We start from the raw sequence: 13035 nt of genomic DNA on the forward strand, positions 1-13035 counted from the left end.
AGCCTCACACTTCGTTGGCCGTGAGAATGCACTCTACCTTGATATCCCTGTTCTTGTTCAGGTCGATGAACTCGCCCTTTTCCGTCTGCACCACGGGCAGGGAACGCACACGGCTTTCATCGAGATAAACAATCTGCCCCTTCTCGCCATTGCTTAAGCGCACCCAGTTGCCATTCAGGGCATGACAGAGATGCTTGATGAAGAGTACACCGTATTCCGTATCCAGCTTGCCGTCCAGAATATCATCATAAAGGGTGGCAAACACATCAAAGGGAGAACGGCGTTTGGCAAAGACACGGTCGCTGGCCATGGCATCATACATATCCAAAATGGCCAGAATCCTGCCGAAGCGGGAAATGGTTTCCTTCTTAAGATGCAGCGGATACCCGGAACCATCACAGCGCTCGTGATGCTGCAGGATACCCTGCATGATATCCTGATTGGCATTCAGCGTGGTACCGGCCAGCAGGTCATGACCATACTGGGAATGACGCTTGACCTGTTCAAACTCCTCATCGGTAAGTTTGCCCTGCTTCTCCAGCACTTCTTTCGGCACCTGCATCTTGCCGATATCGAGGAACAGACCGGCAATGACCAAATTGTACTGGTCGAGCATCGACCAGCCCAGCCAGCGACCCATAAGCCCGGCCAGAATCCCTACATGGAGACAGTGATGCACCAGATAAGAGCCCTCCTGTCCCATATTGTGAATCTGTGACACCGCCTTGGCACCATCGCAAAGCTCGTTAAAATTCTTCTCATCCATGATGCGCTGCAAAGCATTGGCACTGAACTCGCCCCGCTGCACCAGCCCATCAAAGATAACTTCCAGCTGCTGATAAACCCACTCATAGCAGTTGAGGTAATCATCATCCAGCAAGTTTTCCTTGCTCGGAACTCCAACCACTGGGTCCTCTTCTTCCACATACACGGAAAAAATCGGCCTGTCCAGCAGCCCGTAAATCATTTCCTTCGTCAATGTGGTTCCCGTACTGATGAGGGCATTTCCCTGTTCATCCACAATATCCCGGCCGACAACCATGCCAGCCCGCAAGCCTTCCACTGCATATACCTTCAACACTCGTCCTCATCCTCTCCCACTAAAATCCGATTCTATCGGTATTATTCTTCTTCGATTATAGCGCATTCCCTGCCGTATTGCCACAAAAATATTTAGGCAGCGGGATTTTTGTCCTAATATTTTGCGGGCACCTTAGCATAATAGATATGTAATGCACGAAATAAGCCCGGGGGCTGATGATACTTTTCCGTCGCGTTAGGCAAGCCTGCATAAGCAAAGGAAAAGTATTATCAGCCCCCGGGCGTCTTATTCAATCAGATGTAAACCAACACCTGAGTCTTATTTATTGTCGCTGACAACCTTGCGCACAACTTCAGCCACATGGTCAACCGTGAAGCCGAACTTCTCGAAGAGCACAGCTGCCGGAGCGGAAGCGCCGAAGCCTTCCATGGAAACCGTTGCACCATCCAGGCCAACGTATTTGCCCCAGCCAAAGTCGCTGAGAGCTTCCACAGCTACGCGGGCGCGAACCTTCTTGGGCAGGATGCTTTCCTTGTAGTCAGCACTCTGCTTCTCAAAGAGGTCCATGCAGGGCATGGAAACAACGCGGACATCCACGCCTTCGCCAGCCAGTTTAGCCTGCGTATCAACAGCCAGGGAAACTTCGGAACCGGAAGCGATGATGATGCCGTCCATCTTAGCAACATCTTTTGCTTCGGATACCACATAAGCACCCTTGAGGGCTTCCTTGGAGGAACCAGCCAGCTGCGGCAGATTCTGACGGGTCAGTACCAGAGCCGTCGGCGTCTTTTCGCTGGTCACAGCCAGATACCAACCAGCAGCCGTTTCCGTAGCATCTGCCGGGCGGAATACGTTGATGTTCGGCTGGGAACGGAGCATAGCCAGCTGTTCAATCGGTTCATGCGTCGGGCCATCTTCGCCAACACCGATGGAGTCATGCGTGAGGACATAAGTCACAGGCAGACCCATCAGAGCAGCCAGACGAGCCATCGGTTTGATGTAATCGCTGAACACGAAGAAGGTTGCGACATAGTTACGCAGACCGCCATGGAGAGTGATACCGTTAGCCATAGCTGCCATAGCCAGTTCACGTACACCAAAGTGCAGGTTGCGGCCAGCATAGTTAGCCTTGGAGAAATCACCGGCATCCTTCATGTCCGTCTTGTTGGACGGAGCCAGGTCAGCACTGCCGCCGAAGAGGTTCGGCAGGATATCCTTGAGACGGTTAATCATCGTGCCGGAAACAGCTCGCGTTGCCTGAGCCTTATCTTCATAAGCCCAGAAGCTTTCATCGTTCAGCAGAGCCTGCGCGTCAACCGGTGCATGGAACTTATCCCATTTTGCCTTGAGTTCCGGGAACTTAGCGCAGTAATCTGCAAAGAGCTTATTCCAGGCAGCTTCTGCTTCTGCACCCTTGGCAGCCTTTTCCTGATAATGGTCATAAACATTCTGCGGAATGTTGAAGGTTGCTTCCGGTTCCGGCCAGCCCAGGTTTTCCTTGAGGGCTTTGACGTTATCCACGCCCAGCGGTTCGCCATGAGCGCTGGCCTTGCCCTGCTTAGCCGGGCAGCCGTAACCAATCTGAGTCTTAACGGTGATGAAGGACGGATGTTCCTTATCTGCCTTAGCAGCTTCGATAGCCTTGCCGATAGCATCGAGGTCGGTACCATCTTCAACCGTCAGCGTCTGGAAGCCGAAAGCCTGCATGCGTTTTTCCACATTTTCCGTGAAGGCGATATCCGTGCTGCCTTCGATGGAAATGTTGTTGGAATCGTAGAGGATGATGAGTTTGGAGAGACCCAGCGTGCCGGCCAAAGAGAACGCTTCGGAGGAGATACCTTCCATCATGCAGCCGTCGCCGCCCAGGGCGAAGGTGTAATGGTCAACTACATCGTAACCGGGCTGATTGAATTCAGCAGCCAAATGTGCCTCTGCCATAGCCATACCAACAGCCATACCCATGCCTGCACCGAGGGGGCCAGTGGTAGCTTCTACACCGATCGTATGACCGTACTCCGGATGACCCGGCGTAAGCGAACCATCCTGACGGAAGTTCTTCATGTCATCCATGGTCAGACCATAACCGAAGAAGTGCAGCAGAGAATACAGCAGCGTAGAACCATGACCACCGGACAGAATGAAACGGTCGCGGTTAGCCCACTGGGGGTTCTTCGGATTGTGGTTCATATGGTTAGCCCAAAGCTCATAAGCCATGGGAGCACTGCCGAGCGGCAGGCCGGGATGACCGGAATTTGCTTTCTGAACAGCGTCAGCTGCCAGAACGCGGATAGCATTTACACAAGTGGTATCGATGTTACTCAATGTGTATCTCTCCTTACCTGAAAAAAGATTCTTTTACATACAAACACCATTCTACAAAAAAAAATGGGAAATGTACAGACCCTTTGCGCATTTCCCATTAATTTCTTTTATAATATTTTAACAAACGATTATTGATAATTACGTTTTCAAAAAACGAAACTTAGAAGTTCCGCAAATCCGGGCGTAATTCCTGTGCTTTGCCCATATAAACATGCTGAATATCTGCCTGCTTGATGTCTGTATCGACCAACAAAAGTACACGGATGCAGCGCTCCATGGATTCATCCACCTCCGGCACGCGAGTGTCAAACAGAGGCACTTTATCGAAGCCATCCATCTGGCGTGCTCCCGTTGCGGGGAAACCAGCCGTCAAATCGCTGGTGGAACTGAAAATGCAAGCCCCAATATCCTCCGGCTTCACCTTGTTGCGCCGCAAAATCTGTGACAACAGCATCTTAGCCGCCTGCCAAATCTCTTCCTTTTTGTTTTCACCTACGACAATCGCGCCGCGAATACCTCTCATAAGTCATTCCTCCTATGCTCCCTTATGAATTTCCCAAATAATTCTTAGACTGAGTACAAATGCTATCAAATATCCTAAAAAGCCCAATAGAGGGATTTCCATGATTTTCGGTGTCATCTGGGTGGTACATATGGTACTGGACCCCAACAGCAACGCTGCCACCAGCACCGCGAGTATCACCTTGTTAATCATACGGTCGAGATGCCGCAAGGGTTCTTCCGAACCGGTCACATCGAGATTCACCTTGGTCTGACCGCTCATGGTCATCTTGAGGATATCGGAAATCTGCTCCGGCAGCTGGGCTGATTTTTTGAGCAGCATCAAGCCCTCCTGCTTGGCCTTTTCGATTTCGTCCTTCCAGTCAAAATTCTTCTTGTAATCCACCGCCAGGCTCCGGGCAAAAATCTCCACAAAGCTGACCTTGGGGCAACAGAGTCGCATGACCCCTTCGACCGTCAGCACACCCCGCGCAAACATGGAGAGTCCCTGCGGGCAGGCGATTTTATGCACCCGCATGAGGTTCATAATCTGACGGGTCAGAACACCCATCTGGAGTTCGCTGAAATCCAGACTGCTGTACTGGGCCAGCATAGCATCAATATCCTGATAGAGGGCCGTATGGTTGATTTTCCCCTTGGCAATCCCTAAGGAAAGCACCGCTGCCTTCATCTCGAATGTATCGTGGTGGGCCAGCGAATACACCGCCTTGCGGATAGCCGCCCGGTCACGGCCGGAAAGCCTGCCCATCATGCCCAAGTCCAGCCAGACAATGCGGCCATTGCGAATCCAGATATTGCCAGGATGCGGGTCAGCGTGGAAGAAACCGTCCTCGATAATCTGCCGCACGTAATTTTCCCCCAAGCGGCGGCCCAGGGTATTGATATCATAGCCCCGTTCCTTGAGTTTGGCAAAGTCATCAATGCAGATACCGTCCACATACTCCATGACCAAAATATGCTGCATGGATAGATTGCGGAACACCCGGGGACATGTCACATAGTCCACATCCCGATTGAGGTGGGAAAATTCTTCAATATGGTCAGCCTCCATGAGGAAGTCCATTTCCTGTTTGGCAATGGTCCACATCTCATCGAGCACCATATTGAAGTCGATAACATCCTGAGAACGGCTGACCACCTTTAGCAGTGTGGCCGCCCGCTTCAAGAGGACGATATCCTTGCTCATGATTTCGTAGATTCCCGGCCGCTGCACCTTCACCACTACTTTTTCGCCTGTGGTGAGCACCGCCCGATGAACCTGGGCAATGCTGGCAGAACCAATGGCTTCCTCGTCAATAAAGGAGAACACCTGATTCCAGCGGCGGTTGTATTCCCGCTCAATGACCTCCACCACGGTGGAAAAGGGCATGGGCTTGGCCTCAGTCTGCAGCTTCATCAGTTCATCGCAGTACTCCGGCGGCAAAAAGTCCGGACGCATACTCATGACCTGCCCCAGCTTCACATAAGTCGGCCCCAGGTCCTCCAGAATCTGCCGCAGCTTTTCAGGAGTTACCCCCTTGACCACATCCCGCTTCCGCAGGACCGCCACCATTTCCTTCAACCGATTGGCGGTACCAGCATCTTCACTTTTCTTAAAGAATTGTCCCAGCATAGCACTGGCTCCTTTAGTCGTAGATCTGATTGTATGTTGCTTACTTCTTGCCGTATTTCTCTGCTAACTGCTGTTTTACCGTTTCATTAGCCAGGAAGTCATCATAAGTCGTTACACGGTCTACCACACCATCCGGCGTAATGTCGATGATGCGGTTGGCAATGGTCTGCACGAACTCATGGTCATGGGATACGAACAGAGCCGTGCCGCCGAAGGCGATAAGGCCGTTGTTGAGTGCGGTAATGGATTCCAAATCCAGATGGTTGGTGGGCTCGTCCATCAGCAGGACATTAGCGCCGGAGAGCATCATCTTAGACAGCATGCAGCGCACGCGCTCACCACCGGAAAGTACCGATGCTTTCTTGAGGCTTTCCTCACCGGAGAAGAGCATACGGCCTAAGAAACCGCGTACAAAGGTTTCATCCGGGTCCTTGGAATACTGACGCAGCCAGTCCACGAGCGACAGGGACACGCCGTCAAAGTAAGCAGAGTTATCTGCCGGCAGATAAGCCTGCGTAGTCGTTACGCCCCATTTGAACGTACCTTCATCCGGTTCTTCCTCGCCCATGAGAATCTTGAAGAGCATGGTCTTACCAATGCTGTTGGGACCAACGAAGGCCACCTTGTCGCCGCGCTTCAGCGTGAAGCTGACATTCTTGAGCACCTGCTCACCGTCAACGGTCTTGGAAATGCCGTCCACCTGCAGGAGCTGGTCACCAGCTTCGCGGTCCGGCGTAAAGGCAATGTATGGATATCGGCGGGAAGACGGCTTGATGTCCTCCACCTTGATTTTATCGAGCAGCTTCTTACGGCTGGTAGCCTGCTTGGATTTAGCAGCATTAGCCGCAAAGCGGGCGATAAAGTTCTGCAGTTCCTTGATTTTTTCCTCGGCCTTCTTGTTCTGCTCTTTCTGCAGCTGCAGAGCCAGCTGACTGGACTGATACCAGAAGTCATAGTTGCCGGCGTAGAGCTGAATGGCGCCAAAGTCCACATCACAGATATAGGTGCAGACCTGATTGAGGAAGTGACGGTCATGGGATACCACGATAACGGTATTTTCAAAACCGGCCAGGAAATCTTCCAGCCAGTTAATGGACTCTACGTCCAAATGGTTGGTCGGCTCGTCCAACAGCAGGATATCCGGATTGCCAAAGAGTGCCTGTGCCAGAAGTACACGCACCTTTTCCTTGGCCGTGAGGTCTGCCATCTTCATGGTGTGTTCCTCTTCGGGAATGCCCAGACCATTTAAGAGGCGGGCCGCTTCGGATTCTGCATCCCAGCCGTTGAGTTCCGCAAATTCAGCTTCAAGTTCCGAAGCCTTCATGCCGTCTTCTTCCGAGAAATCCGGCTTGGCATAGAGGGCATCTTTTTCCTCCATGATTTCCACCAGACGCTTATGACCCATGATAACCGTGCGCAGCACTTCGTAATCATCAAAGGCATAATGGTCCTGCTGCAGTACAGCCAGGCGCTCACCCGGGGTAATTTCGATATTGCCGCCGGTCGGTTCAATTTCCCCGGACAACAGCTTCAAGAAAGTGGATTTACCGGCACCATTGGCACCGATAATGCCGTAGCAGTTACCCGGCGTAAATTTCAAGTTTACGTCCTTGTACAGGACACGCTTGCCGAACTGTAAGCTTACATTGTTTGTCGTAATCATAAAGTATTAATTATCCTCTCTATATCAAACTTATTTCGATAACATTTCCCGGAACATGCTCATAATGCTCTGGCCATAAGAATAGCCCGGCACAGCCCAACGGCCATTCAAATCAGTCCAGCTGTTCAGGGTCTGCGCACCATAAGAGCTGCGCACGAGTCCATAGCGGGGGTCCACCACCGGCTCGCTTGGTTTGCGGGTGGAAGCATAGGCCAGCAGATGCTGAATCTGGGCACGCACCCCCATCTGTGCAGAGCTGAAATACGCTCCTTTGACATCACTGCTGGTGGTTCCTAAGCCGCAGTAATTATTCTGGTCAGGCGTTACCGTGCCGCCGTAACGGAAAAAGCCCGTTTCCTTCAAGGCCTGCGCAAAGGCCACATCCGGACGAATTCCTTCCCGTGCTCCTTCCTCATAGTAGTAGGAAACAAGTTCCTTGGGCGATACGGAAATATCCGGCTGGGGATTGACGCTCAAAAGGTATTTTACGCACTGTTCCTGACTGGCCAGCGGCGTACCGATAATGGCATCATCATAGGCCGACATGGTCTGTGGCACCCGAAAGCCAGTCTCCTGCTTCTCCACAGGAGGATGCAGAATGGACGCAATGCGCTCCTCAAGACTCTGCTTCCCGCGTTCCACGGTGCGGGTGCTGCTGCCTCCCATTTTGAGTTTGTGATTGGTATCCACTTTGGTTTCCATTTCCGGATTCATAGCCAGATGACGAGCCTCTGTATAATGTGGCAGCGCCAATGCCAGACTGCCAGCAAAAAGGCCAGCCATAACCACTCTTGAACAACGGTTAAAAATCACGAACAGTACACTCCTTAACTTACTCAAAACATACTTCCATAGCTATAATAAAGGGCAAAAATGCCACTTATTAACCAGACTATTTTCGTCACCTGCCGTGCCTTGCCTGCCATGGTCATAAACAAAGCGTAGCCAATAACAGCACTGCCTAAAGCCGTGGTAAAATTCCCGGTCAAAGGCAGAAGCAAAACCATGACACAAACAGACAGAACTTCTGCCCTTCTGTCCGCTTCCGCTTGCGATAGCGTACAGGACTTTACAGTTTCCAGCAACAGCAAAAAGCCGCTGCCCACCAACACCGGCACCACCATGGCCGGAAAATCAGCAATGGCCGCAATTACCGGTTCACAGAAGATAGCCAGTGCAAAAACAGCTCCGGCTGCCAGTACCGCCTGCCGGCTGTTTTCCGCTTCAACCTTGGCCGCCGAAGCCGGTGACGCCACCAAAGGCGAACTCCCACACAGAGCGCCAAGCGCTCCGAGGACAAAGAGTTTTTTTACGCCCACAGCTGTTTCCTTCTCCCGGCAAAATGCCTGCAAAGTGCTCCCATGAATAACACTTAGCATAACTGTCAGGCTCAGCACCGTAATCCAGAAAAACACTGTGTCCTGACTGTTCGCAGCTGCAAAATCCAGCTGGCCGAGTACCTTATCCAGACCTGCTGGCAGGAAAAACGGCGCGGCAGGAATCACCCAAAAGCCTTCGCCGAAGGTGACCAGTCCCGTAACAGCCATACCAGCAAACAGAGCACTGCGCCAGCCTGCGGCAATCAGTGCCACCGTCAGCACGATTCCCGCCATGCTCCAAAACATCAAGGGGTCAGCGGCATCCCCGAGCATGGTCACCTGCCAGGGAGAAGTGATGACGATGCGCCCCAGCTTGAGCCCCAAACTGATGATAAAGACAGCCAGCGCGAGCTGAATTCCCCAGGAAAAAATTTGCGGCCAGCCCCTGCGCAGAGCAGAGCCCGCAAAATGCCACAATGCCCAGCCCAGCAAAGACGCCAAAGCACAGCTGCCCAAAACCGTCTGCCATCCCAAGCCATGCGAAACAGCGGCGATAAATACCAGATAGCCTGTCACCGTCAAAGACGGCGTCAGCACCAAATCATAGCCGCCATGCGCCAGCCACAATGTTCCCACCAGAGACAGCAACACGCTGACGATAAAGCTGGCGGCAAAATCCATGCCGGCCAGCTGCCACATGAAGGCGGTTGCCGTAAAAGCCGCCAAGGATGACATCGCCATGGTTGCCCCCGCGAAAATATCCCGGCTAAATTTCATAAACGGCTCACCCTCCACATAGTATATCAATCCTATTTTACCACAGGAAAGAGAAAAATGACAGTTTCACCATATCTTTTTCATAAATTCTGCCCCCATTCGTGCTATACTAAACATAACTTCGATTAAATCTTGTCTGGGAGGAATTTCTTTGTCAAATACGAAATCCTTGAACGTGGTAAAACTCGGCGCATTCGCTGCTATTATTTTGCTCTTTGTCATCATCCATCTGCTGAATCCTGCCTTCCTGCCGCATATGTGCGGCCTGCTGGCCCGGGGTGATATTCAGGAGACCGCCAGCTACATTGCCTCGTTTGGCTCCGGAGCAGTGGTGTTCAGCTTTTTGCTGACCCTCTTTGTCAACGCGCTGGGCTTTCCGCCTGCCATTATCTTTTCCACCGCCAACACTTTGATTTTCGGCATCGGCTGGGGAATCTTTCTGTCGGTAGTGGCCGAGACTGTCGGCGTGGCCTTCAGCTTCATCCTGCTGCGCTTCTTCTTTCGCGAAGCGGCAGAAAAAATCATCAACCGTCACAAGACCTTGTCCGATCTTGACAAGTACAGCGGCAGCCGGGGCTTTGTCGTCATGCTCATCGCCCGCATGGTTCCCTATCTGCCTTCGGTGATGCTCAACGCCATCGGCGCACTGTCCGCCATGAAGTTCCGGGATTATGTCATCGCCTCCTTCGTGGGCAAATTTCCCTCCACAGGTATCGAAGCCATCATCGGCCACGATGCCATCACCCATCAGGAGGACCCCACGCGGATGATTGTCGTGATTATCTTTGCCATCGTTCTTATCGTCGGCGCCTGGCTCTATGAGCGCCACGAACAGAGAAAGAAGTGATTACTTTGCAGCTTTCACGCCGTAGGTTTCTTTTTTTAACTGGAAAAATAATTCTCCTGCTGGGTCTTGGCGGCTTCTTCCCCCGGCTGGCTGCTGCCGCCGATTATTCTCTGCCTATTGAAGCACTGCGCCAGTTAATCACCAGCGACCCCCGCACGTCCCGCACCATCATGTGGCAGAGCAAAACGCCGCTCGAGGACTGCCGCCTGCAATATCAGGCTGACGGGGCGCCGAGCCAAAGCCTGCCCGTCGCCATGGAAAGCCTGACCGAAGACCGCGTTACCAATTATTATTACACCGTTTACCTGCAGAGCCTGACACCGGGAACGACTTACCATTATCGCATTTGGCAGGGGAACGTGGCCACACCTTGGCAGGAATTTGTCACAGCACCGGCAGAGATTACGGATTTTTCCGCGCTGATTTTCTGCGATTCCCAATGCGGGCAGACTTACGCCGGTTGGGGCGAAAACTTCCGCACCGCATGGCAGCGTCATCCGGAAGCCCATTTCTTTACCATTAACGGCGATATCGTAGACAATGGCCAGCAGGAATGGCAATGGCAGAATTTCTTTGCCGCTGTCGCAGATGAGTTACCCGGCCATCTCTTTGTTCCGGTGATGGGCAACCACGAATGTTACAGCCTGATTTGGAAATTCTGCCGCCCGCGCCGCTATGAACTCAGCTATAACCTGCCTGCCAACGGCACTCTGGAGCTGCAGAATTATTATTACTCCTACGATTACGGCCCGGTGCATTTCATCGTGCTGAATACCCAGATGTTGGAACTTCAAGACCTTCATCCGGATATGCTCGAAAAACAAAAAACCTGGCTGCGCCAAGATGTAAAAGAGCACCCGGCCCGCTGGCGGGTGGTACTCATGCACAAAGATGTACTGGCCTATGATGAATACCAGCGAGGCTCCAGAAGCATGATGAGCATCAGCGATGTTGGCTACGCCTTTATGCCCCTCTTCGACAAGCTCAACATCGACTTGGTGCTGACCGGTCATATGCACACCTACCGCAACCGCGGTCATATCTACCAGCTGGAGCCAGCCGACAAGGGGCCTGTCTACATCATGAGCGGTCCCATGGGCAACCAGCAGTACAACGTCCCCGCCGACAAGAATTTTGACAAGTCAGCCATCTACCAGCCCACCCCCAACAACTACCTGCTGCTCACCGCCAGTCAGGAGAAGCTGACCGTCACCTGCTACACCATAGCAGGTGAACACGTCGAAACCACTGAAATCGTTCATGCCTAAGCCATCTTAAACAAAACTAAGCCCGGTAACTGATAAAGATAAGATTATCAGCCACCGGGCGTCTTTTCTTTTTATGTAGAACGTTATCTTACCGGCTGAATCGCAGGCAGTTCCACACTATTGTTCGTGATATCATTGATTACCAACTCGATGCTGGTAGACTCCACAATGGCATCCATAATGGTTTCCACCGGCACTGCCGACTGCCCCACCGGCGTTATCGGCGGCAGTTCTGCCGTTTCCTGTGCCTTAACCTGCGGCTTAGCCTGTTGCTGCGGTGCAGCGCTTACCGGCTGAATCGGTGGCAGTTCCAAAGCATCAGCAGGTACAGACGGAGTCGCTGGCTTTTTCGGCGCTGGCTGCTGTACCGGCGTTATCTGTGGCGGCTGAATGGGCCGTGGCGAAATCAGCGCAGGGGTATCCGTCTTTTCCCCTTTCTTCTTCGCCTTCCGTTCCTTGTCGATATCCGCTGCTGTGATAATTATGGGAATGGCCTTTTTCTGTCGCTGCGCAGCCTTTTTTTCTTCTTCAAGCTCCGCCGGAGTTTTCACCGCCGACCACCGCAGCCGGGAATTGAGCTGGGGCAGATTGCTCACTGCCTCATCCACCGCCTTAGCCGCCTGTGGTGCATTGGAGCCCTTGTTATCCGTGACCAAGCGGGAACGGAACAGTTCCTGGGAATCCACAGTAGACACCGTTCCCTCTGCCGCCTGAACAAGACTTCCTGCCATTATCATGCCAATGAACACGGCCATACCAGCCGCTTTGCTGCGATACATCATTATAACCATATCCCCCAATGGCTTGCGCCTAAATTTTTCTCTAACACAAACTAAAATTCGGCAGGACAATCAAAAAGTCCTGCCGAATTTATGACAAATTATGTTATTTTTCCGTGAAGCTGGCAAATCCCTGCTGGAAAGAATCCACTGCCTCGCTCCGCAGTTCAGGATTATCCATCAGCCGCATGGAGTAGCAGCCGCCCTTGTTGCCGCGGAAGAAGGTAACAATCTCCTGATTGTCTGCCTTGGCTATCGAATCCGGCTTGCCATCGCCAGTGCTGTCAAAGGCAATCTCTTTAGCCGTAAAGGCATAGACAGCTCGTTCCTTGCCGGTGCGATTGACAATTACCACACTCTCATAAGGATTGGTGGCCATCAGGTTAGCCAGATACTGCTTGGCCTCTTCCTCTTTGAGGCTGTTCAAATCCGGCACATTCTTATCATCAAAGGCATTCTTGATGATGACCCAGGCATTTTTGATATTGTAGCCTTCATTGTCAAAAACCAGAATTTCCCCTTCCTTGCCTTCATACAAAGCGCTGGCAGGAATGACATTGGGTTTCTTCGGACATTTTAGCGTATAGCCAAATTCCTTGCTGGTGTACACATAGCTGTTCTTAACCTGGCTTGCATTCGAAGTTTTCTTCGCCTGCTGCTCCGTCTTTGCCGGTGCCTTGTCCTTGGCATCAGCCTGCTGCATACCAGTTCCCATAAACAGAACTCCCATAAGACCTAAGGCTGTAATAGTCTTTGCTTTCTTATTCATCTTGCATTACCTCTTTCTATCGTACAGTAATGGGGATTCCTAAATTCATTCTCTAATTATAACGCGATTGCTCCCATTTTGCCAATGACAAAATACATATTCCCGTTATAGCTGA

The 13035-nt window shown here is 51.9% G+C and carries 11 protein-coding genes; 2 read left to right on the forward strand and 9 right to left on the reverse strand.

Features of this window, described 5'->3' with window-relative positions; translation table 11 throughout:
* Nucleotides 1-4: 4 nt before the first annotated feature.
* The 7 genes from P157_RS0112030 to P157_RS0112060 form a co-directional block, all read right to left on the reverse strand.
* The gene (locus P157_RS0112030; protein ID WP_026761206.1) at nt 5-1081 is read right to left on the reverse strand and encodes an HD-GYP domain-containing protein; all 1077 of its coding nucleotides are present in this window, start codon (nt 1079-1081) and stop codon (nt 5-7) included.
* 279 nt (nt 1082-1360) lie between these two features.
* A complete protein-coding gene (gene tkt / locus P157_RS0112035; protein ID WP_026761207.1) occupies nt 1361-3364 on the reverse strand; it encodes a transketolase in 2004 nt (667 codons plus the stop codon).
* Between the two features lie 160 nt (nt 3365-3524).
* A complete protein-coding gene (aroH, locus tag P157_RS0112040; protein ID WP_026761208.1) occupies nt 3525-3887 on the reverse strand; it encodes a chorismate mutase in 363 nt (120 codons plus the stop codon).
* 12 nt (nt 3888-3899) lie between these two features.
* Entirely contained in the window at nt 3900-5498 is a 1599-nt protein-coding gene (locus P157_RS0112045) for an ABC1 kinase family protein (RefSeq protein ID WP_026761209.1), read from the reverse strand.
* Between the two features lie 40 nt (nt 5499-5538).
* A complete protein-coding gene (locus P157_RS0112050; protein WP_026761210.1) occupies nt 5539-7161 on the reverse strand; it encodes an ABC-F family ATP-binding cassette domain-containing protein in 1623 nt (540 codons plus the stop codon).
* A 30-nt stretch (nt 7162-7191) separates the two neighbouring features.
* Nucleotides 7192-7944: a glucosaminidase domain-containing protein gene (locus tag P157_RS0112055; protein ID WP_037368362.1), complete on the reverse strand. Its 753-nt coding sequence runs from the start codon at nt 7942-7944 to the stop codon at nt 7192-7194.
* 53 nt (nt 7945-7997) lie between these two features.
* Nucleotides 7998-9257, reverse strand: a complete 1260-nt coding sequence (locus P157_RS0112060) for a hypothetical protein (RefSeq protein WP_026761212.1) — start codon at nt 9255-9257, stop codon at nt 7998-8000.
* A gap of 151 nt (nt 9258-9408) precedes the next feature.
* On the opposite strand from P157_RS0112060, the gene P157_RS0112065 reads away from it, so the two are divergent.
* Nucleotides 9409-10104: a TVP38/TMEM64 family protein gene (locus P157_RS0112065; protein WP_037368364.1), complete on the forward strand. Its 696-nt coding sequence runs from the start codon at nt 9409-9411 to the stop codon at nt 10102-10104.
* Between the two features lie 5 nt (nt 10105-10109).
* Nucleotides 10110-11372 (forward strand): purple acid phosphatase family protein, encoded by a 1263-nt coding sequence (locus tag P157_RS0112070; RefSeq protein ID WP_051598626.1) that lies wholly within the window; start codon nt 10110-10112, stop codon nt 11370-11372.
* A gap of 83 nt (nt 11373-11455) precedes the next feature.
* Here the strand turns inward: P157_RS0112070 and P157_RS0112075 are convergent, their stop codons facing one another.
* On the reverse strand, nt 11456-12154 hold the full coding sequence (locus tag P157_RS0112075) for a hypothetical protein (RefSeq protein WP_026761215.1): 699 nt from the start codon (nt 12152-12154) through the stop codon (nt 11456-11458).
* A gap of 103 nt (nt 12155-12257) precedes the next feature.
* Complete coding sequence (locus P157_RS0112080) at nt 12258-12920, reverse strand: hypothetical protein (RefSeq protein WP_026761216.1); 663 nt, start codon at nt 12918-12920, stop codon at nt 12258-12260.
* Nucleotides 12921-13035 lie beyond the last annotated feature (115 nt).

Source organism: Selenomonas ruminantium AC2024, from assembly GCF_000687995.1.
Classification (GTDB): Bacteria; Bacillota; Negativicutes; order Selenomonadales; family Selenomonadaceae; genus Selenomonas_A; species Selenomonas_A ruminantium_B.